Origin of the sequence: Haloarcula halophila (assembly GCF_029278565.1) — an archaeon.
In the GTDB taxonomy this organism is placed as follows: Archaea; Halobacteriota; Halobacteria; order Halobacteriales; family Haloarculaceae; genus Haloarcula; species Haloarcula halophila.
The window spans coordinates 618,878-641,303 of the sequence record NZ_CP119559.1 but is presented as its reverse complement, the minus strand read 5'-3'; the positions used below and the strand labels follow the sequence as shown (position 1 = coordinate 641,303).

The following is a 22,426-nucleotide window of genomic DNA, read 5'->3' as shown; positions in this document are numbered from 1 at the left end:
GCCTGATAACAGTTCGTCTACGGGAACCTACCGCGACCGTTCGCCGGCTTCGACGGCGATCTCCAGCCAGTTCTCCTCGGGCGGGAGCGGACAGGAGAAGGTCTCGCTGTAGGCACAGAAGGGCGCGTACGCCAGGTTGAAATCCAGCGGGATCTCCTGACCGTCTGTCAGCGAACCGCCGAGTTCGAGTTCGATGTAGCGGCCGTTGCCGTAGGTCTGTTGCCCGGTCGTCTTGTCTCTGAAGGGCACAAACAGCGTCGCCGTATCCTCGTCGGGCTGTCGGTAGCCCGCCAGTTCGCAGTCGGTTCCGTCGAGGGTGAACGAGAGCGTCGCGACGCGCTCGTAGCGGCTCGGTGGCCCGTTCGTCGTCTCCAGATCGAGTGTCTCCGGATCGTCGTGGACAGTGATCGTCGCCGTGACGCGATACGTCGGGTCCGGGGCAAAATAGGCTAGACCGTCGAACTCGTCGCGTTCGGCCGGCGGGATCGGCGACTGGCGGTGGTCGGCGAAGAACCGATCCTTCTCGGCGCGGTTCTCACGTACTTGCTCGGCCCACCCGTCAGGGACATCGTTCATACTACCGCTTGGCCGAGCGACCGTTTCAGTCCGGCGACTCGGTCCTGGAACGGACCCCTCGCTGGACGGGCGCGGAGCTACGACCTCAGACGACACCGGAAAACGAAACCAAACTCGACAGCGGTTTCTTCACCGTGAAACAGCCCGTACAATTATATATTCGGCCACAAGATTAATGTACCAATGGGGTCCCCCGAGGCGAAGACGTTCTACAGCATCTTGGGTGTGAGTCCGGACGCTGACGCCGCCCAGATTCGTGAGGCGTATCGAGACCTGGTCAAACAACACCATCCGGACGTCAGCGAGGCCGCCGACGCACCCAGGCAGTTCAAGCGGCTCACGACGGCGAAGGAGGTCCTCACCGACGAGGACGAGCGGGCGCTATACGACCGGCTGGGTCACGACTCCTATCTGCGCCGGCAGCCCACCACCGCGGGCTGGGAGATCGAGACCGCCCGTACTGCAAGCGAGGCCGCCGGCGAGTACGCTGACGGCTCACCCGATCGGAGTGGACCGACTGCACGGACCGAGACACCGAACCAACAGACCAGAGGGGGGACGACGGCCTACGGAACCGCAGCGAGCTACTACACGCCGGGTCAGCGTCTCGGGGCGGATCAGTCGGACGGCGTCCGCTCGCTTCTGGGAAGTCTCCGACGATCCGACACTGCCCTCCTGGTCCACGCGCTGTTGCTCGTCGGTTCGATCGTCATCGGGTCGATCTTCCTGACCGCCGGCGTCGTCGGTGCCGTCTCGCCCTTCGTGAGCGCGGTTCTCGGCGTGTCGATGGTCGGGATCACGCTTTTCGTCGCCGCACTCCACGTCGCCTCGCGACTGTAGCCCCGCCCCGAAGGGAAACCCGTTTTCCGTCCCGTCCCGAACGCGGGGTATGAACGTACGTTCCGTCCAAGCCCTCGGTCCGGACGAGCGCGCGGCACTGTTCGACCGGGACGCGGGTGTCGATGCCGTCCGTGACGACGTCAGCGATATCGTCGCACAGGTCCGCCAGGAAGGCGACGTGGCACTCCGCCGGTTCGCCAGCGAGTTCGACGACGTGGAGGTCGGCAACGTCGACATCACCGACGCCGCCGAACGCGCTTACGAGGAGTTAGACGGAGACGTCCGCGACGCCATCGAACACGCGGCCGACAACATCCGGTCGTTCCACGAGCGCCAGGTCCCCGAAGACTGGCGCGAGACCGTCGACGGGCGGGAGCTGGGCCGTCGGTTCAGACCCCTCGACAGCGCCGGCGTCTACGCACCCGGCGGGACCGCCGCGTACCCGTCGAGCGCCCTGATGGGTGTGATCCCGGCCAAGGTCGCGGGCGTCGACCACGTGGCCGTCGCCACGCCGCCCGCGGAGACGATCAATCCCGTCACGCTGGCGGCTATCCACGTCGCCGGAGCCGACGCGGTCTACCAGGTCGGGGGCGCACAGGCCATCGCGGCGCTGGCCTACGGGACCGAGACGGTCAGCGCCACCGACATCGTCGTCGGACCGGGGAATCGGTGGGTGACCGCCGCCAAAGCCGAGGTCAGGGGTGACGTCGCCATCGACTTCCTGGCTGGCCCCTCCGAGATCCTCGTCGTCGCTGACGAGACGGCGGACCCGGACCTCGTCGCGGCGGACCTCGTCGCCCAGGCCGAACACGACGAGAACGCCTCCGTCGTCGCCGTGACCGACGACGAGACTCTGGCCGAAGCCGTCGTCGAGGCCGTCGACGAACAGGCCGCCGGGCGGGAGCGGGAGGCGGTCGTCCGGTCGGCGCTGGACAACGACGCGTCGGCGGTCCTGCACGCCCGTTCGATGAGCGAGGCCGTCCTGTTCGCCGAAGAGTACGCCGCCGAACACCTCTCGATCCAGGCCGACGACGACGAGGAACTGCTCGAACGGATTCCGTCGGCTGGCTCCGTGTTTCTGGGGCCGGACAGTCCCGTCGCCGCCGGCGACTACGCGACCGGGACGAACCACGTGTTGCCCACCGGCGGCGGCGCTCGCGTGACCGGAGGGCTCTCCGTCGACACCTTCGTCCGGTCGACGACTGTCCAGCGACTCTCCCACGACGCACTCGCCGATCTCTCGGAGACGATCACGACCTTAGCCGAGGCGGAAGGACTCGAAGCCCACGCCGAGAGCGTCCGCAAGCGCTTCGAGGACTGAAACTCCCGCGCCGTCAGGGTTAACAGGATCGGGCGCGCAACTGGTTGTATGAGCAGCACAGCCGAGGACGGCGAGCCGGAACCGAACCCGGACCGGACGGCGGTCGCCGTCAGCGAGCACGCAGCCGAGGAGGCACTGGACCTGCTGGCCAGCGAAGGGATGGACACCGACATCGCTGGACTCAGACTGTTCGTCCAGCAAGGGGGGTGCGCGGGGCTCTCCTACGGGATGCGCTTCGAACATGAACCCGAAGACGACGATACGGTCTACGAACGCAACGGACTCCGGGTGTTCGTCGACGGCGCCAGTCTGGACTACATCTCGGGGTCGGTCCTCGACTACGAGGGCGGACTCCAGGGGGCCGGTTTCCACGTCGAGAACCCGAACATCGTCAGCGAGTGCGGGTGTGGCGAGTCGTTCCGGACGTAGGGAGTCTATTCTATCTTCGTGGATCGTAGAACGGTTCACGGACCGTGATATCCGGGTATCCGATCGGTCAGTACAGAGGGTATAGTCGGTAGAATGGTGATGCTTCGGGGTCGATTCGGGTTGCTGGGTTCACTGACTCACGGATACGTCCATCAGTCTCCTCTACAGGGGCGAGAGACGAACATGTCCGACCCCCGGACATACTGCCGAGTAAGTTTAATCGGCCGCTTGGCCGCCATCGACCGGGATAGTGACGCCAGTCACGAAGGAAGCGTCGTCAGAGCACAGGAATGCCACGACACCGGCCATCTCTTTTGGGTCCGCCCGACGCCCCATCGGCACCTCAGCCATGGCAGTTGTATCGAAGGGCAGTTCACGGGGATCCGAACCACCTGTCATCGTTTCTTGGATGTTCGTCTCCGTTGGACCGGGCGCGATCGCGTTGACGCGGATACCCCGCTCGGCGTATTCGAGAGCGGCTGTCTTTGTCAGTCCCACGACGCCGTGTTTGCTAGCGACGTAGCTGCCGAGCCCCCCCATTCCGACAAGCCCTGCTTCGGATGCTGTGTTCACGATCACTCCTTCGCCCTGTTCTTCCATCACGGACAACTCCGCCTTCATTCCTGCCCACACTCCTTTCAAATTCACGTCAATGAGTTTCTCCCAATCATCCTCGGTGATGTCGGTGATGTCGGTGAAACCGGTGAGAATACCAGCATTATTGACGGCAATATCAAGACTTCCGTATGTATCGACAGTGGCCTCAACCAATCGTTGGACCTCTTCAGAGTCAGCAACGTTGGCTGAGACAAAGGTGGCAGATCCACCGTCATCCTCGATGGCTGTAACCACGTCCTCACCGCGATCTTCGTCTACGTCAGAGACCACTACGGTAGCTCCCTCGTTTGCGAGGCGTTGGGCTGTTGCACGGCCAATTCCGGAGCCAGCTCCAGTGACGAGCGCTGTCTCGTCTGAAAATCGTTCCATAATTGAACCTCGGTTGATCTGTTTGTTAGGAACACATTTATACACGGGGGATGGTATCGTGGCTCACTTCTTGAGACGGTGTTGAAGAACTTCCAGCGGATCGTCTTTTTCCAAACGACGCAAGATCAACGATCCCGTCCCTCTGTTCAGATGGGATTGCCCGGGCATAGACTCCTAACTCGGTGCTGTATATGCACGTCTACTGAACAGTCGACCCGTCGCAATACCTCTGAAGACAACGCTCTTGTGAACAGTTCTGTGACCCCTGTTATTCTGCGAAACGAGCGGTGATTCACCCGAAAACTGTCGGTGCCAGCGGTGAGTGGCTCTGCCCGACGGGCTATCGATGGGTTAGTACCGGATGACACCGAGACCCAGTAACGACGTTACTCTTCGAGTTCGAACGCGACGACGACTTCGGCCTGGTACTCTCGCCCGTCGACGCTGCCGATCTCGACGCCCAACTCCTCGACTTCGACCCATTTGAGATTGTCGAGTGTCCGTTCTGCGCGCTCGATAGCGTCGTCCGCGGCGGCGTCGAAGCTCTCCGAACTGGTTCCGATCAGCGTGATCTTCTTGAACACCATGGCATGGTACCATGCCACACGGTAGGGGATAAAACTACTGGGGCGGTTTGGGTGGACGCGGTTCAGGAGTCCTCCTGTCGGGCCTTCCGGTCGAGCCACCCCTCCACGTGTCCGACGACATCGGTGAGGTGGGCTGTGCCCCACGTGGCGACGACGATGGCGCCGATGGTGTCGAACACGAGATCGAGCATCGTGTCTTCGAGCCCGAACTGGGTGAGGATGTTACCGCTGCCCAGCGTCGTCGCCAACAACCCGAGCGAGAACTCGATGACTTCCCACAACACGCCGAAGGCCATCACGAACAGCAGGATGAACACGAAGGTAAAGCGCGGCGGGAGAACGAGGTCCGGGGAGTGTTCTTCGAGCGCCCTGACGGTCGTGTAGCCGACGGCGGCGACCACCGACGACGAGAGCGTGTGTGTGACATGGTCCCACCCCGGGACCGTGACGTAGAAGTTCTGCTCAGCCCCCGGGAGCCCGACGACTCCGACGGCGTGAAGGAACACGGCAGCGGAGATCCACAGCGTCAACGCGGGGTCGAGCGTGATGTTGTAGTCCCGTTCCAGCACCGACGGGAGTTGTGCGACCAGCAGGCCGATGCCCGTGTTGACGATGATTCCGGTACTCCCCCGCTCGATTCCGATGGCGAACAGGCCGATCATCGCGAATATCATCCCTCGCGAGATCCGTTTCTGCCACCGCTCGCTGATCCCGATACGGTCGCGTAGTCTCATTGTTCGACCCTCACGTCTTCCGGGACGCGGTTCAGGCCGACCTGTCGACTGACGTAGACTGCGAAGACCAGTCCGGCGCCGACGCCCGCGGCCGTCGAGGCGACGAACTCCCACATCAGCGCCTCTTCGATGGCGTGTTCGGAGAGCGCGGGATCGAGCAGGAACGTCGTCCCCAGCAGCAGGTCCGCACCCCACCGGACGACCGCCCAGATGCCCGCCGTGGCCATGGTGGTGACGACGACGAACGCGGCGGCGAACCGGGGTGTCATACGGACCGGCGTGAACACGTGGAGTTCGACGGCGACGATGAGTGCGACCGCCGCCACGGAGAGGTACTTCGCGAGGTTACCGGTCATCTGTACGGTGGCGAACACCCGGCCGACGACCGGGAGCGCGGCGAGCAGGAGCACCTCCCAGGGGAGCATCGCGTTCCGGTGGCGTAACAAAACGGGCGGCAACACGGCGATAGCGACGAGCCCTGCCGCGAACCCTGCCCACAGGAGATCACCGCTGAGGAGACTCGTCACCACCACAGCGGCGACGACGACGACGACGCTCCAGGCCGCGAGGGCGTTGGTTCGCTGGTCCCGGAGCAACCGACGGACGTCGCGGTTCATACCAGGGGGTGCGGTCGGACGAGGAAAGGTCTATCGCAAACGGGAATCCTCAGAGCGCACCTAGCGCGAGGGCGTACGCGAGCGCCGCGATCGTCACGGCAGTGAGTCCGGTTACGAGCGTCGAGAGCCAGTCGACATCCCGACTGAACGGTCTGACCGGCGTCGCGACGGCGCCCAGCGCGAGGACGCTGAACACGAAGTGGGCCGACTGTTCCAGCGTCGGTGCCGGGATGACGAGCGCGGCGGCCGCGTACCCGACTCCCAGCGAGGCACGGGGGTGGACGAGCCGCGTGAGCGACTGGCCCTGGCTGTGGACGTAGGCGTACACCGCCAGCCACACCGTCCCCAGTTCGATGGCGAACGCTCCGAGGAGGTGCATCGTCGGGTCGGGATGCAGCACTACCAGGTCGGTGATCAACTGTCCGTCGAACGGGAACAGTAACGGTGGCGGCGACCCGGTAAACAGGTCACCGAAGGGGTGTGAGAGCAAGCCGACGAGTGCCAGCGGCAGGAGGGTCAACGGCTCGATGTCCAGACGCCCGGCGACTATCGCGACGGCGATCCCGCTCGTGACGAACACGAGCGTGACGATACCGCCGACAGGGCCACTGAACAGCGTCGCGACGACGATCAACGCCGTGGCGATTCCAACGGCAACCGGCCGCCCCGGCCACGTCGACAGTCGCCAGCAGACGGCTGTGACGGCCAGGGCGGCCCCCATGACGAGCGAGTGTGTCGGCCCGCGGTGGATGACGTTGGCCGTCTCCCAGAACACGTCCGGCCCGACAGTCTCGGCCGACTGCAAGAGGAGTCCGATCGGTGCGTAGACGATGTCGACGTCCGGAACAGCGGCGAACAGGCCGGCCACCGCACCGAACTGCAGCGCTCGTCGTGGTGCCACCCCGAGTCGCTGGGCGACCAGGACGACGACGGCAAACGCTAGCAGCGCGTGACCGACGAACATAACACACAGTTCTCGGTCCAGTAGCTTAACTGTCGCGTGTCAGACGATATCAGGGGAGCCACCCCTCGATATCCGGGAGCTACCGAGACAGCGGCACCGTACCCGCCGGGAACGCATCACTCACCCCGCAAATCTCCGTCTGTTCCGGTGCGTTATTTAGGCCCGACCACCGAACGGCCTACAACAGATGGCTATCGCAGAGTCGGTCAGAGAACGAGGACGCCTTGTCGTCGAGCGACCCGGTGGAATCGCCGTCGGCGCCGTCATCGGGTACCTCTTGCTCGACCTCCTCGTGAAACTGAGTGGGACGAACCTCTATTTCGGGGGAATCAAACTGATCGGTGGATCGCTCACTATCCCCTCGCTGGGGACGATGGTGTTAGACGGAATCCTGGTCGGGCTGGCCGTCGGGTTGGCCGGAATCGGTCTCTCGATGACGTACAGTATCCTCGACTTCGCGAACTTCGCACACGGGGATACCGTCACCGCCGGCGCATTTTTCGGCTGGGTCGTCGCCTATATCCTCGCCGGCGTCGGGACGGGCGCGTCGCTCGATCAACTGTTCCTGTTTAACTCCGGGGAGCAACTGAGTGCCGTCACGACGCTCCTTCCGGTCTTGGCCGGTCTCGTCGTGGCCAGCGTTGGCTCGATCGTACTCGTCTTGCTCCTCGATCGGTTGACCTACCGACCGATGCGTGATTCGGGGAGCATCTCCCTGCTGATCGCGTCGATCGGGGTCGCGCTCGCGCTCCGGTACGGGATCGCGTTCGTCTTCGGGACACAGACCAGCGGTGTCGCGACCAGTGGCCTCCAGGTCACGCTGTTGGCGCTTCCCAGCGGGACCGTCACGATCACGGACAACGAACTGACGCTGCTGGTGGTCTCGGTCGTCGCGATGCTGGGCGTCCACGTCTTGCTCCAGCGGACCAAACTGGGGAAGGCCATGCGTGCGATGGCCGACAACGAGGATCTGGCTCGCGTGACGGGTATCCCGACCGAGCGAGTCGTTCGCCTGACCTGGATCCTTGGCGGCGGACTCGCGGGGATGAGCGGCTATCTCCTGGTCCTGGAGAGCGGGACCATCTCCTTCAACTTCGGCTGGCTCCTCCTGTTGCTCATCTTCTCGGCGGTCATCCTCGGGGGGATCGGTTCGATCTACGGGGCGATGGCCGGGGGCGTCGTCATCGGCCTGGTCGACAGCATGGCGCTGATCTGGCTTCCCTCGGGACTGACGAAGGCCTCCGCGTTCTTCGTGCTCATCGTCGTGCTCCTGTTGCGGCCGTCCGGGATCTTCTCGGGGGTGACGACTGCATGAGCACTGCTGGCGTCCGGGCACGCATGGACGGCCTGCCCGATGCGGTGCTGGTCGTCGGCTTCCTGGCCGGGATCTGGCTGCTGTTGACCGCCCTCGCGTTCCTCGTGGGCGGCCAGCAGTGGCCGAACCTCGCGGCCGGCTTCATCGGCAGCGTCACCATCCTCGTCGCGGCCTACGCGATCCTCGTGTTGGCGCTGAACCTCCAGTGGGGGTACACCGGGCTGTTCAACATCGGCGTCGCCGGGTTCATGGCAGTCGGTGCCTACACCACGGCGATCCTGACCGCACCGGTTGACCCCGGTGCCGGCGGGGTTCCCGGGTTCGGCCTCCCGCTGTGGGTCGGACTGCTGGGTGGGATGGTGATGGCCGCCGTCGTCGGCGCGGTCGCCGCGTTGCCGGCACTGCGGCTCAAGGCCGACTACCTCGCTATCGTCACGGTCGCGCTCTCGGAGATCATCCGGCTGTTCGTCAACTGGGGCGGGATCGCCGAGATCCAGCTGTTCGGTGCCCGCTTCGGGACCGGCGGTGGGACCGGCATCTCCTTTGCCTCTCCGAGTGGTGTCGTCTCCGGAGTGATCAACGGACCGGGCCAGCCCCTGGTCGCTGCGGCCGAGGGCGTGGGAGTCTCCGGCCCGAACGTGGCCAACATCGCGTACGGGCTGGTCCTGCTCGCGGTGGTCGGCGGGTCCTACTGGCTGCTCACCCGCGTGGCGAACTCGCCGTTCGGCCGCGTCCTGAAGGCGATCCGGGAAGACGAGACGGTCACCCAGTCGCTGGGTAAGGACACCCGGCTGTTCAAGATCAAGGCGTTCATGATCGGCTGTGCGCTGATGGGGCTGGCCGGTGCCCTGTTCCGCGGGCAGGCCGGCTACATCAGCCCACAGCAGTTCCGGCCGGCGATCACGTTCTACGTCTTCGCCGCGCTCATCATCGGCGGCTCGGGATCGAACACGGGGAGTATTCTCGGTGCGGCGACCTTCTCCGCCCTGCTGTTCTACGTGCCGGCACGTCTCGGCGAGTACGCGCCCGTGGCCGGCAGCGGGACGCCGGGTAACATCGTCGAAGCGGTCGCGGCGTTGTCGTCGCTCGACCCGGTCCCGCTGGTCGCCTATACGGCGGCCAACATCTCGACGCTGCGGTTCGTCCTCATCGGCGTCGTCTTGATCCTCATCATCCAGCGCCAACCCGATGGGTTGCTGGGCCACCGAACCGAACCGGCAAGCAGCGTCCCGCTGGACCGACCCGAGGGAGGTGAGACCGATGAGTGAGACCGTCCCCGACGCCGAGACCGATACCGAGGAGGGGCCGGCGGTCGAGAGTGCGGCGATCGACGCGCCGCTGCTGGAGGTCGACGGACTGCGCAAGGAGTTCGGCGGGGTGACCGCCGTCGACGGCGCCAGTTTCGCCGTCGGGCCGGGCGCACTGACCGGTCTCATCGGGCCTAACGGTGCCGGCAAGTCGACGACGTTCAACTGTATCACCGGCGCACACGCGCCGACCGACGGCACGGTCCGGTTCGACGGCCAGGACATCACGGGCCTCCCGCCGTACGCCATCGCCCAGCGCGGCCTCGTCCGGACCTTCCAGATCGCCCGCGAACTCTCCGAGATGACCGTCCTGGAGAACGTCATGCTCGCCCCGCCCGATCAGGCCGGCGAGTCCGCGCTACGGGCAGTGGTGCCGGGACTTCGTGACGGGGTCAGACGCGACGAGACCGAGGTCGTCGAACGGGCCTGGGAGACCCTGGAGTTCTTCGAGATCGACCACCTCGCCCACGAGAACGCCGGGAACCTCTCGGGCGGCCAGCGGAAACTGCTAGAGATGGCCCGCGTGCTGATGACCGAACCCGACATGGTCCTGCTGGACGAACCGCTGGCCGGCGTCAACCCGACGCTGGAGGAGAAACTGCTCGAACGCATCCACGACCTCCGTGAGGACGGGCTGACCTTCCTGCTGGTCGAACACGACATGGACGTCATCATGAACCACTGTGAACACATCATCGTCATGCACCAGGGGAGCGTACTGGCCGAGGGCGACGCCGAGACGATCCGCAACGACGACCGTGTTCTCGATGCCTACCTGGGGGGTGACGTATGAGCCCGACCGCACAGCGCTCGGCGGCGGTCGAGCTCCCCGACCCGGCCGAGAGCCTGCTCTCGGTCCGTGATCTCGACGCCGGCTACGGCGACCTCCAGGTCCTCTCGGACGTGGACATGGACGTCGCCGACGACGAGTACGTCGTCATCGTCGGCCCCAACGGCGCTGGCAAGTCGACGGTGATGAAGTCGGTGTTCGGGCTCACGACCTACATGGGGGGACAGGTCGTCTTCGACGGGCTCAACATCGAACAGCTCCGGCCCGACCAGATCATCCACGAGGGGATCGGCTACGTTCCACAGAGCGACAACGTCTTCGAGACCCTCTCGATCCGCGAGAACCTGGAGATGGGCGCGTACATCCTCGACTCGGTCCCCGAGGACCGCATCCAGGCCGTCTACGACCGGTTCCCGATCCTCCGGGAGCGATCGGGGAAGAAGGCGGGGACGCTCTCGGGCGGCCAGCGACAGATGCTCGCGATGGGGCGGGCGCTGATGCTCGACCCCGATCTGCTCCTGTTGGACGAGCCGTCGGCCGGACTGGCACCCGACCTCGTCGAGGAGATGTTCGACCGCATCGACGAGATCAACGCCGACGGGACGGCGGTGCTGATGGTCGAGCAGAACGCGAAGGAGGCGCTGCGCCGCTGTGACCGGGGGTACGTCCTCGTGCAGGGAGAGAACCGGTATCAGGACACCGGCGAGACGTTACTCTCCGACGAGCAGGTCCGCCGGGAGTTCCTCGGTGGCTGATCGGCGGAGCAAAAAAACGGCTGCGTGCGGAGCTACTGGCTCAGCGCGCTGTTGAGTTGCGAGGTGTACGAGGACTGCTGGGACTCGAAGCCGACCTGGCTGACGATCGAACCGCCGGCCTCCTCGAACGCGGAGACGAAGCTCTCCTGGAGCGCCTGGCCGTAGCTGTTGTTGAGATACAGCGTCGAGGCCGTCGAGGCGCCGAGTTCCTCGGTGGAGACTTGGGCGAGCACCTGGCCCTGGAGCGCGTCGCTCGGCGGCGTCCGGAAGAGGTAGTCGTCGTCCTCCAGGGAGGTGATCGCCGGCGAAGTCGAGGCCGGCGAGCAGGCGACGACGCCGTTGTTCGTCAGGACGTTGTTGGCGACCTGGATCGTCGACTCGGAACTCGCCGCACCGGTGATCATCGGGTAACCGGCGCTGACCAGCGAGTTCGCCGCGTCGATGGCCGCCTGGGCCTGTGACTGGGTGTCACCGACCTGCGTGTCGAAGGTGAAGTCGACCTCCCCTTCGAGCTGCCGGGCCGGCAGGAGCGCGGCGTCCCGGATCGCGACACCGAGCGGACCGAGGTCGCCGGTCTCGGGCTGGAGGACGCCCAGCCGGACCGTCCGCCCGCTGTCGGAGCCACTCGCCGAGGGCTCGGGCTCCGGGATGCTCCCGGAGGCACCGAAGTCGATGGTCTGTTGGGTCTCGTAGCCGTCGCTGTTGAACCCGAAGACCTGGTAGCGCGCGGAGGTGATGTCGCCGTTTCCGTCGAAATTGACGTTGCTGGAGGCACCCTGGTAGTTGATGTTCTCGCCCGCTGCGGCCGCCTCGACGGCTTCGGGGAGCTCCGAGGGACCGTAGCTCGTTCCACCGGGGTTGGCGACCACACGCATGTGGTCACGGATGGCCTCGCCGTCGTTCTCGCCGGCCATGACGTTCGCGAGGATCTGGACCGCGCTGGCGTCGTAGGCCTGGGAGGTGAACACGCCGGGCTCGTCGTAGTCGAACTCGGAGGTGAACAGGTCGGCAAACGTCTCCCGGCCGGGGCCGGAGGAGGTCGGTGCCGTCCCCATCACGTTGGACATGTCGTTGCCGACGTTGCCCGGCAGATCCGAGGACTGGAGGCCGTCGGTGACGAGGATGTCGACATCGTCGTCGTCGTAGTCCGAGTAGTAGTCCTTGAACAGTTGGACGCCGCTCTGTGGGTAGCCGACCACGATGAGGACGTCGGGACCGACGGAGCTACCACCGTCACCACTGCCGCCGTCGCCACCGTCCCCGCTGCCGCCGTCACCGCCGTCACCGCTGCCGCCATCACTGCCGCCGTCACCACTTCCCCCGTCGGCCTGTTCGGTCGTACAACCCGACAGCCCCACGATACCGAGGGAACTGAGCGCGCCGGTTCGCTTCAGAAACGTTCGTCGACTGCTGTCACGAGACATAGTCACCCGTGATTGAACCCCAACGTAAAAATATGTTGTCTGTCGACCAACGGTGTCCCACGGCCGTACAACTCAGCACTCGCGGAGTCGTCGGTGGGTCCTCGTACTGCCGGCTGTAACAAACTCAAATAATTCACCACCCCGGGGCGGCGAACATTTTTACGAACTTACGGCCGGCAGTATCAGGGTGCCAGCCGGTTCTTCCGGTTTTTCATGTGTTCCTCGTAGTGAGCGAAGGTGATCGGACACCAGTCGGCCGCGATATCCAGGAGGTCTTCGGTCAGGTTTCGAATCTCCCACTGGGCATCGGCCGCCGCGCGCATGTCGGCGACGTGCATCAACATCCGCGCGTTCATCGACATGACGATGTTGACTTTCGTCCCGATCGGGAGGACGAAGCGGGCGTCCTCGGGTGGCATCCCCAGGTCGAGGAGTTCCTGGTAGGACTCGACGGCGTGTTCGATGGTGTCGTTGAACACTTCTGTCCGTCGCTCGACCGTCTCCTCGTCGATATCGCCGGTCTTCTGGTTGCGGCCAACCCAGTCGGGGTCGGTCGCCGACGGGGGGGTGACGACCAGTTCTCCCTCCCGGACCTTTGCGGGGTCGATGTCGTCGAAGGCGACGTACCGCATCGACTGGACGTCGAAGGAGACGTGTCGGTGACGCGTGATCTGTGCCATACACGAGCGGGAGACGCCTTTCACCGCGAACGTGATCTGTGGGTGTTCGAACGGGCCGAAGTGGCCGTGTTCGAGCAGGTGACCGATGAGCGTCTCCTTCTTTTCCTCCATGTCCGCACCTTCGACGGTCTCCATCGTCGCGTCGAAGGGCTGCCCGCCCACGAACTCCCCGCTGTAGTCGTTCCGGGCCGCCTTGCAGACGAGTTCCTCCGGGTCCGAAGTCGCTTCCAGTAACGTGACTTCCATACCGGAGGGGTACACCCGAGCGGGATAATTCTTTCCGGGTGGACTTTCGGGATGGGGCGTGTGGTGTCGGTATGGACACGTCGACGCTGTCGAGTTTGGGTACTATCGTCGTCTTGCTGGCTGCGAGTGCGTTCTTCTCCAGCAGCGAGACGGCGTTGTTCACGGTCTCGCGAGAGTCACTGACCGCCGCTGCCGAGTCCGATCCCCGCGGAGCGGCGGCCCTCGAAGTGCTTGCCGATCCACACCGCCTGTTGGTCACGATCCTGGTCGGGAACAACGTCGTCAACATCGCGATCTCCAGCCTACTGACGGCGTTGTTGGTCGATCACGTGCAGTCGAGTGTCGCGGTCCTGGTCACGACAGTCGTCGCAAGCAGCGTCATCCTCGTCGCGGGCGAGATCGTCCCGAAGTCCTACGGTCTCGGGCACGCCAACTCGTACGCGCTCCGGGTCGTCCGGCCGCTTCGGTACGTCGAACTGCTCCTCTATCCGGCCGTCGTCGCGTTCGATCTGCTGACCAGACAGATAACCAGACGGATCGGCGGCCAGCCGGACATCGAGCGCCCCTACGAGGACGAGGAGTGAACGCGATCAGTGGACGAACGTCGAGTTCGTCCGAGGATGCTGTGAACTTCTCGGCCCGCTCGTCGGGGGCGCCTGTGTGTCGGCCGCGGAGACGAGTGCCGTGGTGGTTCTCACGAGTGGCCGATCGAGACGACAGGATACGGGAGCAGGGAGGGGAGATACGCACGGACGATCCGGTGTCGACGGCTCGTCTACGCAATCGAACAGAGATCCACAGAACGGGCTTTCTGTCGCCTGGGAACGCGATCGGACCGTCTCACTCCCCGTCCCAGTCGGAACGACACTGTTCGTCACAGAAGTGGGCAGTCTGGACGGCTCCCTCTTCGATCCAGGTCAGGACGCGATGGGTGGTCTCGTTCGCGATGGGGTCGCCACACGTCGCACAGTTCGGCGCCTCGTCCTTGTCGATGTCCTCGTGGTGATCCGATGTCGGGTCGACCATCGTATCTGAGCGTCGGTGTCACCCTACTTAATCCCACATATCCGTCCCGAAGCCGAACCGATCACCGATCTCTGGTGACAGATTCGCCGGGGGTCGTCGTCGCCCCCGTCGAGAGCACGACGCCGGCGTTGAGGCTCGTGTTGATCGCCGTCTTGACCCGGTCGCCCGCGACGACACCGAACTTCCGGCGGCCGGTCGAGACCCGCTCACCTTTGACCGTCATGCGCACGTCCTCCCCGTCGTGACGGAGGTTCGCCACCTGCGTACTGGCACCGAAGTTGACCTCGGACCCTAGGATGCTGTCGCCCACGTAGGAGACGTGCGGGACGTTCGAGTCCCGCCCGACGACGGAGTTCTTGATCTCGACGCCGTGGCCGACGTGGGCGTCTTCCCCGAGTAGCGTCGCGCCGCGGACGTAGGCGTTGGGACCGACCGTCGCCCCCGATCGGACGAGTGCCGGTCCGTCGATCACGACGCCGGGTTCGACGACGGCTCCCTCCTCGACGACGACGGTCCCTCGGAGGTCGGCGTCCCCGCGGACGTCGCCGTCGAGTCGGCGGTCCATCTCGGCCAGTTTCCACTCGTTGGCTTCGAGCAGTTCCCACGGCCGGCCCACGTCGAGCCAGCGGTCGACTTCGACGGCGGTGACGGTCTGTTCCGCGATCACTCTCGCGAGTACGTCGGTGATCTCGCGCTCGCCGCGGTCGCTGAGTGGCACACTCAGCCACTCCCGGGCCGCCGCCGGGAACACGTACGCGCCGGCGTTGGCGAGTTCTGTCGGCGGGTCGGCGGGTTTCTCGACGATGTCGGTGACGGTATCGCCGTCCGTCGAGAGCACGCCGTAGTTGCTCGGGTCCTCGACGCGGTAGGCTGCGACCGACGGTGCGGCCTCGAACAGCGCGGTCAGGCTCGCCTCGTCGTAGAGGTTGTCGCCGTTGAGGACGGCGAAGGGACCGTCGATGTACTCGCTGGCCGCGTCGACGGCGTCGGCCGTCCCGAGTTGCTCGGCCTGGACGGCAAACGAGACCGGGACACCCCCGTAGCTGTCGCCGAAGTACGACCGGACGTCGTCGGCTTCGTATCCGACGACGAATATCAGCTCTTCGGCACCGGCGGCGATGGCCGTATCGACGGTGTGTGCCACGAGCGGCCGGTCGGCGACCGGGAGCATCGGCTTCGGTGTGTTGGCCGTCAGCGGTCGCATCCGCGTCCCTTCGCCCGCCGCCAGAATCACTGCTTGCATGGGCGGCCAGTCGTCCGGTCACCGAAAATAGCTGTCGCTCCCGGATCATCGGTGATGACGGTCGAACGCAACGCTCTCCGGGAGACACCTCGTGAGAATGTGCTCGGTAGGGGATTTGAACCCCTGTCCTCGGCTGTCTTCCTCGCGGAGGGTGACTCCGTGAGCCGAAAGGCCAAGATGATTGGCCGGACTACACCAACCGAGCGCATCCTACTGTACCGGGTGCTCCGTTTTAATCCCATCGAAACGCCGGCTCCCTGTGGCGTTGTCTCACCCCAATCGGTGGCGGCAACCGTCGATCAACGCCACTCGACGCCGAGGACGTCGATGCGAGCGCCCCCCTGTTCGCTCTGTCGTGCACGGACTGTCCAGCCGTGGGCTTCGGCGACGCTCTGGACGATCGCGAGTCCGAATCCTGTTCCCGTCTCACTCGTCGTGAAGCCCTCCTCGAACACCTCGTCGGGGTCGACGTCTTCGAACCCGACGCCGTCGTCGGCGACGAAGAATCCCCCGACCGACCCCTCGGGGTCGAACCGCCCGACGGTGATCGTGATATCTGCGCCGTCGACGCGGCCGTGTTCCACGGCGTCATCGGACGCCGTCCGATTGCCCGTCGAACCGTGTTCGACGGCGTTGCGAAACAGGTTCTCGAACAGTCGTTGGAGCCGACTCGCGTCGGCCCGGACCACCCCCAGTTCCTCGACAGAGAGTGTCGCTTGCTGGGTACCGACGGTCTTCCAGGCCGTCTCGGCGACTTGCGCGAGCTCGACCTGCTGTGGGTCCGTGATCTCTCTGCCCTCGCGTGCGAGCGTGAGCACGTCGCTGATGAGTGCGTCCATCCGGTCCAGCGCTCCCGAGATCACCGTCAGGTGCTCGCTGTCACACTCCTCACTGAGGACTGTCGTCCGCCCCATCGCCACGTCGAGGGGGTTCCGGAGGTCGTGGCTGATCACGCTGGCGAACTGTTCGAGTCGCTCGTTCTGTCGTTCGAGCTCAGTCCGATCGGCTAGCCGGTCGCTGATATCGGTTATCGTCCCGACGTGGTATCGGCGGTCGCCGACGGTGATCGCCGTGGTATGTGTCTCGACCGGGAGTACCGTCCCGTTCGACCGCCGGTGTGTCGTCTCTGCACGGCGTGTCTCGCCCACGTCGAACGAGTCCCAGTACTCCTCGAACTGATCGGGATCGATCTCCGGGTTGATCTCCCATATCGGAGTGTCGACGAGGGACTGACGGGAGCGGTCGAGCATCTCGACGTAGTTCGGGTTGACGTAGCGGTACCGACCGTCTGCGGCGTATAGCGCGACGCCGACGCCCACACCGTCGACGATCTTCGAAAACAGTGGCCCACCTTCGCCCGCGTCGGGATTCTGTAGCTCACCGACCCGCTCACGGAGGCGACGCCCGTACTCGGGGAGGTCCTGCGGGAGCAAGGCGGTCACGTCCGCGTCGACGGCACGGCTGGCGATCTCGCCGTCGCCGGTCTCGGGAACGAGTACGAACGAGACCGTGGGTCGCCGATCCCGGACGGCATCGAGCAGTTCGAGTCCGTCACGCTCGCCGAGGTCGTACTCGCTGACGATACAACCGACTCCATCGAGCGCTGAAAGCGCCTCGTCGAGGGAGCCGACAGTCGTCACATCGTCTCCCAGCGTCGCGGCCGTCTCGTGATCGTGCCCGACGTACAGGACCGGCGATTCGGTCACGTGTCAACCCACACGGTAACGGCTAGGGAGTTATCGGTTATAAAGAACGGGTGCCGGCGTCTCACTCCGTCCGGGTCGTTACTTCCCTTCGAACTCCGGTTCGCCGTCGCCCATGAACGCGGTGATCCCCTCCATCACGTCGTCGGTGCCGATGAGGTGGCCGAAGGCCTGGGATTCGACCTCCAGACCCGCCTCGGTGTCGTCGCGGCCCGCGTGCATCGCCCGTTTGGTGAACCGCTGTGCGACCGGTGGGCCGGCGGCGAGGTCGGCGGCCAGTTCGAACGCGCGGTCGTCGAGTTCGTCGTTTGCGACGACCTCGTTGACGAAGCCGTAGTCGGCCATCTCCGCGGCGTCGTAGCGCTCGGCGGTGAAGATGATCTCTTTCGCCCGGCCCTCGCCGACGATGTTGGCCAGCCGCTGGGTCCCGCCCCACCCCGGCAGGAGGCCGAGATTGTGTTCGGGCTGTCCCAGTTCCGAGCGTTCGGAGGCCACTCGCAGGTCCGCACAGGTCGCCAGTTCCATCCCGCCACCCAGCGCGTAGCCGTCGATCCCCGCGACGACGGGCATCGGGCACTCCTCCAGTTTCCCGAAGGTCTCCTGGCCCTTCTTCGAGAGTTCGACCGCCTCCAGTGGGGTCGCGTTCGAGGCCATCGACTGGACGTCGGCCCCGGCGGAGAACGCCTTGTCGCCGGCCCCCGTCAGCAGGATCGCACGCACGTCGTCGTCCTCGGCCAGCAGGTCGATCGCCTCACTCAGTTCGTCCATCAGGTCGGGACTGACCGTGTTCATCCGGTGGGGACGGTCGAGTTCGACGTGGCCGACCATCTCGCCGGGGTAGTCGACGACGATGTTCTCGAACTCGGTCGTCCCCTCGTCGTCGCTCCCGTAGAAGCCACCCTCCGTGGCCGCGTTCCGGAGCCCCCCGGAGACGGCAAACCGTTCCCCGCCGGTCTCCTCGTGGGCCGCCTCCAGGGTCTCGACGAGCGTCTCCAGTCCGGCCTTGTCGGCCAGCTTCGCGGGACCTTCGGGGAAGCCACCGCCCAGCATGACGGCGTCGTCGATGTCGCCGACCGGTGCGACGTCGTTCTCGACGAGTTTGCCGACCTCGTTCGCCATCACGGCCAGCAGGCGGTTCTCGACGTGGTCGCTCCCGGCGTCGGTCGGGATGTCGACGCCCCCGTTCTCGTAGTCGTAGAAGCCCTTGCCGGTCTTCTTTCCGAGTTCCTCGTTCTCGACTTTCTCTTCGAGGAGCGGACACGGCGCGTAGGGCTCGCCCAGAACCTCGTGCATGTATTCAAGCACGTGCAGGCCCACGTCGTTGCCCACCTGGTCGGAGAGTTCGAACGACCCCATCGGGAGGCCGATGTCGAACTTTGTCGTCGAGTCCACTTCGGCGATGGTGGCCTCGTCGTCGTGGACGAGCCAGCAGGCCTCGTTCATCAGCGGGACGAGGATGCGGTTGACGATGAAGCCGGGCGAGTCCTTGCGCACGCGGACCGGCGACTTGTCGAAGGCCTCGGCCAGTTGCTCGATGGTATCGAGGGTCTCCTCGCTGCTGTGAGCGCCGGAGATGACCTCGACCAACTGCATTCGGACCGGCGGGTTGAAGAAGTGCATCCCGCAGAACTGTTCGGGCCGCTCGGTCACTTCCGAGAGTTCGGTGATCGAGAGACTGGAGGTGTTCGTCGCGAAGATGGCCGCCTCGGGCGCGTACTCCTCGACCTCCTCGTAGACGTCTTTCTTGATCTCCATCTTCTCCGGGACTGCCTCGATGACCACGTCGGCGTCACTGACCGCCTCCTCGACGTCGACCAGCGGGGTGATCCGGTCGAGTGTCGCGTCGGCCTCGTCCTGTGTGAGTTGCTCTTTCTCGGCGAGTTTGTTCAACGACCACTCGATGTCGTCGTAGCCGTCCTGGACGAACTCGTCTTTGATGTCCCGCATCCGCACGTCGTAGCCGGCCAGCGCTGCGACTTCTGCGATGCCGTGGCCCATATTTCCGGCTCCCAGTACCGTGATCGTCTCGATCTCCTCGAAGTCCATGACGTGTACTCAGACTGTCGGCCCACGTTTCAACGTTTCTCTCGTTCAGGAACTCCAGGGGAGTTCATTCGACCCTAACCGCGTCATTTAACCGGTCGTCGCCGTTAAACCTGGATATGATGGGTGCCGTACTCCCGTCGCCCGAAGGCTCGGCGGTCGAACCACTCGCCCGCGGTTCAGTGGCGTGTCGCTGTTGTCGGTAGCGCCAGCGACAGTTGTTCTCCCACGCACGGCATCCAAGCGACCGTCCCGACACGACACACGCCACACCATGTTCGAGACACTCCGAGACGACGTTCGCACCGCACTCGCCAAAGACCCCGCTGCCAGGAACACCGTCGAGGTCATCCTCACGTATCCGGGGCTCCACGCCGTCTGGCTCTTCAGAGTCGCCCACGCGCTCTTCGAAGGGGGGTTCCCGTTCGCCGCACGGCTCCTCTCGCACGTGACTCGGCTGCTCACCGGTGTCGAGATCCACCCCGCCGCCGACGTCGGTGACCGGCTGTTCATCGATCACGGAATGGGAACTGTCGTCGGTGAGACCGCCGAGATCGGGGACGACGTCCTGTTGTACCACGGCGTCACGCTTGGCGGTGCATCGATGCGCCGCGAGAAGCGCCATCCGACGTTGGGCGACGACGTGACCGTCGGCGCGGACGCGACGCTTCTGGGTCCGATCACCGTCGGCGACGGCGCGACGGTCGGCGCCGGCTCCGTGGTCGTCGAGGACGTTCCACCGGGAACGACCGTCGCCGGGAACCCGGCGAAACCGATCGACGACCGCGCGACCGACGACACCTCCCGTCGGGCGGCTGACTGCTGAGCAGTCAGGTTCATCACCGCCGGCCCACTACGTCGGGATCATGACCGAGTCACCCCACGAGCAGTTGCGCTCCGACGAGTACCTCGGCCCGCTGGTCGACCATCACGGCGATCTCACGCTGGACCCGGCCGACGACCTCTTCCAGCGGTTGGTGACGTCGATCCTGCGCCAGCAGGTGTCGATGGCATCGGCAGCGGCGACCAGGGAACGGCTGTTCGAGGCCATCGAGGTGACCCCGGAGGGGGTACAGGCAGCCGACGATCAGCTACTGAAAGACGCCGGTCTCTCCCGGCAGAAGACCCGGTACGTCAACGCCGTCGCCGACGCCTTTCTGGAAGAGGGGTACTCGCGGGAGTCCCTCGCCGAGATGGACGACGACGCGGTCCGGGCGGAACTGACTGCGATCACCGGCGTCGGCGAGTGGACGGCGAACATGCAACTCCTCTTCTCGCTCGGGCGACCCGACGTCTTTCCCGTCGGGGATCTCGGGATCAGAAAGGGGTTCGAAACCGTCGTCGGCGAGGGGTACGACCGTGCGGAGATGGCGACGTTCGCCCAGCGATGGGCGCCCTACCGGAGCTACGCGAGCCTCTACCTCTGGCGGGCCGAGGAGGACATCGCCGACGGCGTCGCCGAGGTCGTCGAGGAGTAACTACTCCTCGGCTGTCTCTTCCTCTTCCTCCGTGTCGGGGTCCGTTTCGTCGTCGGCTCGACGGGTCACGTCGACTTGGTAGTGTTTGAGGATGTCTCGACCGAGCAACAGCGGATAGTCCATGTGTGAGCGGTCCTCGACGCTGGCCGTGACCGTGTGTTGTGTCCCGCCGACTCCGACCACGAGGTCGACGACCGGGCGCGAGCGCCCGCCCTTGACACTGCCGGATTTGACGTTGACGATGTCGAGGATGGGTCCGGTCCCGATCTCGGCGGCCAGCCGCGTGTCGATGCTGGTCCGGGTCGCGCCGGTGTCGGACTTCGCGAGGATGGTCTTCGTCCCGCGGGTGCCGGTGACGACGACCTCCTCGATGTAGCCGACGACGATCGTCTCGGAACTGCGCTCGGTCGTCTTCCGGGGCATACAGGTCGGCCGGGAGTCGTCCAGCGTCCCCTGAAGCCGTTGGAGTTCGCTGTCCGGGACGCTCCCACCGGCTCGCTCGATCGCCAGTTTGGCGATGTACGGCGCCGGACTGACGCCGGTGGCCTTGAACAACCCCCGGAACCCGGCGGTCGGGTTGACTTCCAGCACGTAGTAGCCGTCGTGGCCTTCGACGATGTCCACGCCGGCGTAATCGAGGCCGATCGCGTCGGTGGCCCGCCGGGCGATCGACCGGACCGCCTCGGGGAGCTGTCCAGTCATGTCCTCGACCGAGCCACCGAGTGCCACGTTCGTCCGCCACTCCCCGTCGGGTGCGTACCGGTTCATCGCGCCGACGATCTCGTCGCCGACGACGTAGACACGGAGGTCGTGGTGGCGCTGGGCGTCGTGGTCGACGAACCGCTGGAGGAAGGCGTGGCGGTTCCCGATCTTCGCGTTGACGGGGTCGTCCAACTCGACCATCCACGTTCCGCCGCCGTGGGTCCCGATCGCGGTCTTGTAGACCGCTCGGTCGCCGAACCGCGTGCGCGCTCTGTTGAGGTTGTCGTTCGACAGCGCCATCACGGCGTCGGGGACCGGGACGTTAGATTCGGCCAGCGCCGCGGCGCTTGCGAACTTGTGGAGTGCCGTCGTCGCCGCGATGGGTTCGTTCAGCATCGGCGCTTGCTTTGCGAGCGTCAGCGCGAGACCGATCCCTTCGGCCGGGTCCTCGTTGCTCGAGAGCAACAGTCGGTTCGCGATGACGTCGACCGACGGGGTGAGTTCCATCGTACCGTCGGTGACGTCGATCGTCGTGTTCTCGGCCCGGAGCCACTCCGTCCCGTATCCCAGCTCCTCGGCCGCGTTCAGGATCGCCTTCGTCTCCTTGCTCGAATGGAGACTCAGTACCCCGAGCGTGATGTCCGTATTCATAGCGACAG

The 22,426-nt window shown here is 65.2% G+C and carries 23 protein-coding genes and 1 tRNA gene; 10 read left to right on the top strand and 14 right to left on the bottom strand.

What is annotated here, in order from left to right:
• Positions 1–27 precede the first annotated feature (27 nt).
• Positions 28–576: a DUF1684 domain-containing protein gene (locus P0204_RS03370; protein WP_276221666.1), complete on the bottom strand. Its 549-nt coding sequence runs from the start codon at positions 574–576 to the stop codon at positions 28–30.
• Positions 577–759: 183 nt separating this feature from the next.
• On the opposite strand from P0204_RS03370, the gene P0204_RS03365 reads away from it, so the two are divergent.
• The 3 genes from P0204_RS03365 to P0204_RS03355 are packed head-to-tail and all read left to right on the top strand — an operon-like array spanning position 760 to position 3,166.
• The gene (locus P0204_RS03365) at positions 760–1,416 is read left to right on the top strand and encodes a J domain-containing protein (protein ID WP_276221664.1); all 657 of its coding nucleotides are present in this window, start codon (positions 760–762) and stop codon (positions 1,414–1,416) included.
• 49 nt (positions 1,417–1,465) lie between these two features.
• On the top strand, positions 1,466–2,737 hold the full coding sequence (hisD, locus tag P0204_RS03360) for a histidinol dehydrogenase (RefSeq protein ID WP_276221662.1): 1,272 nt from the start codon (positions 1,466–1,468) through the stop codon (positions 2,735–2,737).
• A 48-nt stretch (positions 2,738–2,785) separates the two neighbouring features.
• Positions 2,786–3,166 (top strand): HesB/IscA family protein, encoded by a 381-nt coding sequence (locus tag P0204_RS03355; RefSeq protein ID WP_276221660.1) that lies wholly within the window; start codon positions 2,786–2,788, stop codon positions 3,164–3,166.
• Positions 3,167–3,382: 216 nt separating this feature from the next.
• On the opposite strand, the gene P0204_RS03350 is transcribed toward P0204_RS03355, so the two are convergent.
• From P0204_RS03350 to P0204_RS03330, 5 genes are all read right to left on the bottom strand, one after another.
• The gene (locus P0204_RS03350) at positions 3,383–4,153 is read right to left on the bottom strand and encodes an SDR family NAD(P)-dependent oxidoreductase (RefSeq protein ID WP_276221658.1); all 771 of its coding nucleotides are present in this window, start codon (positions 4,151–4,153) and stop codon (positions 3,383–3,385) included.
• A gap of 386 nt (positions 4,154–4,539) precedes the next feature.
• Entirely contained in the window at positions 4,540–4,740 is a 201-nt protein-coding gene (locus tag P0204_RS03345; RefSeq protein WP_276221656.1) for a dodecin, read from the bottom strand.
• Positions 4,741–4,802: 62 nt separating this feature from the next.
• The gene (locus P0204_RS03340; RefSeq protein ID WP_276221654.1) at positions 4,803–5,474 is read right to left on the bottom strand and encodes a DUF2238 domain-containing protein; all 672 of its coding nucleotides are present in this window, start codon (positions 5,472–5,474) and stop codon (positions 4,803–4,805) included.
• Positions 5,471–6,091: a hypothetical protein gene (locus P0204_RS03335; protein ID WP_276221653.1), complete on the bottom strand. Its 621-nt coding sequence runs from the start codon at positions 6,089–6,091 to the stop codon at positions 5,471–5,473. Before P0204_RS03335 ends, P0204_RS03340 begins: the two co-directional genes overlap by 4 nt.
• 49 nt (positions 6,092–6,140) lie before the next feature.
• Positions 6,141–7,055 (bottom strand): metal-dependent hydrolase, encoded by a 915-nt coding sequence (locus P0204_RS03330; RefSeq protein ID WP_276221651.1) that lies wholly within the window; start codon positions 7,053–7,055, stop codon positions 6,141–6,143.
• 187 nt (positions 7,056–7,242) lie between these two features.
• On the opposite strand from P0204_RS03330, the gene P0204_RS03325 reads away from it, so the two are divergent.
• The 4 genes from P0204_RS03325 to P0204_RS03310 are packed head-to-tail and all read left to right on the top strand — an operon-like array spanning position 7,243 to position 11,222.
• A complete protein-coding gene (locus P0204_RS03325; RefSeq protein WP_276221649.1) occupies positions 7,243–8,370 on the top strand; it encodes a branched-chain amino acid ABC transporter permease in 1,128 nt (375 codons plus the stop codon).
• Positions 8,367–9,638, top strand: coding sequence for a branched-chain amino acid ABC transporter permease (locus P0204_RS03320; protein ID WP_276221647.1), 1,272 nt, complete (start codon positions 8,367–8,369; stop codon positions 9,636–9,638). The genes P0204_RS03325 and P0204_RS03320 overlap by 4 nt, the downstream gene beginning before the upstream one ends.
• Positions 9,631–10,470 carry an ABC transporter ATP-binding protein gene (locus P0204_RS03315; protein ID WP_276221645.1) on the top strand — a complete coding sequence of 280 codons (840 nt, stop codon included), beginning with the start codon at positions 9,631–9,633 and terminating at the stop codon, positions 10,468–10,470. Before P0204_RS03320 ends, P0204_RS03315 begins: the two co-directional genes overlap by 8 nt.
• Positions 10,467–11,222, top strand: coding sequence for an ABC transporter ATP-binding protein (locus P0204_RS03310; RefSeq protein ID WP_276221644.1), 756 nt, complete (start codon positions 10,467–10,469; stop codon positions 11,220–11,222). Before P0204_RS03315 ends, P0204_RS03310 begins: the two co-directional genes overlap by 4 nt.
• Before the next feature lie 32 nt (positions 11,223–11,254).
• Here the strand turns inward: P0204_RS03310 and P0204_RS03305 are convergent, their stop codons facing one another.
• Together P0204_RS03305 and thyX are read right to left on the bottom strand one after the other, a co-directional pair.
• Entirely contained in the window at positions 11,255–12,646 is a 1,392-nt protein-coding gene (locus tag P0204_RS03305; RefSeq protein WP_379801820.1) for an ABC transporter substrate-binding protein, read from the bottom strand.
• 182 nt (positions 12,647–12,828) lie between these two features.
• Positions 12,829–13,572: an FAD-dependent thymidylate synthase gene (thyX, locus tag P0204_RS03300; RefSeq protein WP_276221642.1), complete on the bottom strand. Its 744-nt coding sequence runs from the start codon at positions 13,570–13,572 to the stop codon at positions 12,829–12,831.
• Positions 13,573–13,643: 71 nt separating this feature from the next.
• Between thyX and P0204_RS03295 the strand changes: the two genes are divergently transcribed.
• Positions 13,644–14,156: a DUF21 domain-containing protein gene (locus P0204_RS03295; protein ID WP_276221640.1), complete on the top strand. Its 513-nt coding sequence runs from the start codon at positions 13,644–13,646 to the stop codon at positions 14,154–14,156.
• 256 nt (positions 14,157–14,412) lie between these two features.
• Here P0204_RS03295 and P0204_RS03290 read toward each other — a convergent pair whose 3' ends face one another.
• The 5 genes from P0204_RS03290 to P0204_RS03270 form a co-directional block, all read right to left on the bottom strand.
• Positions 14,413–14,598 carry a DUF7576 family protein gene (locus P0204_RS03290; protein ID WP_276221638.1) on the bottom strand — a complete coding sequence of 62 codons (186 nt, stop codon included), beginning with the start codon at positions 14,596–14,598 and terminating at the stop codon, positions 14,413–14,415.
• A 61-nt stretch (positions 14,599–14,659) separates the two neighbouring features.
• Complete coding sequence (gene glmU / locus P0204_RS03285) at positions 14,660–15,841, bottom strand: bifunctional sugar-1-phosphate nucleotidylyltransferase/acetyltransferase (protein WP_276221636.1); 1,182 nt, start codon at positions 15,839–15,841, stop codon at positions 14,660–14,662.
• A gap of 100 nt (positions 15,842–15,941) precedes the next feature.
• Positions 15,942–16,046, bottom strand: a tRNA-Glu gene (locus P0204_RS03280).
• A gap of 94 nt (positions 16,047–16,140) precedes the next feature.
• Positions 16,141–17,547 (bottom strand): ATP-binding protein, encoded by a 1,407-nt coding sequence (locus tag P0204_RS03275; RefSeq protein ID WP_276221635.1) that lies wholly within the window; start codon positions 17,545–17,547, stop codon positions 16,141–16,143.
• A 78-nt stretch (positions 17,548–17,625) separates the two neighbouring features.
• Positions 17,626–19,590 (bottom strand): 3-hydroxyacyl-CoA dehydrogenase/enoyl-CoA hydratase family protein, encoded by a 1,965-nt coding sequence (locus P0204_RS03270; protein WP_276221633.1) that lies wholly within the window; start codon positions 19,588–19,590, stop codon positions 17,626–17,628.
• A gap of 271 nt (positions 19,591–19,861) precedes the next feature.
• Here P0204_RS03270 and cysE point away from each other — a divergent pair, with 271 nt between their 5' ends.
• Positions 19,862–20,413 (top strand): serine O-acetyltransferase, encoded by a 552-nt coding sequence (gene cysE, locus P0204_RS03265; protein WP_276221632.1) that lies wholly within the window; start codon positions 19,862–19,864, stop codon positions 20,411–20,413.
• Positions 20,414–20,453: 40 nt separating this feature from the next.
• Entirely contained in the window at positions 20,454–21,065 is a 612-nt protein-coding gene (locus P0204_RS03260) for a DNA-3-methyladenine glycosylase family protein (RefSeq protein ID WP_276221630.1), read from the top strand.
• Here P0204_RS03260 and P0204_RS03255 read toward each other — a convergent pair whose 3' ends face one another.
• Positions 21,066–22,418, bottom strand: a complete 1,353-nt coding sequence (locus P0204_RS03255) for a RimK family alpha-L-glutamate ligase (RefSeq protein WP_276221628.1) — start codon at positions 22,416–22,418, stop codon at positions 21,066–21,068. It lies immediately after the preceding gene.
• Between the last annotated feature and the right edge of the window lie 8 nt (positions 22,419–22,426).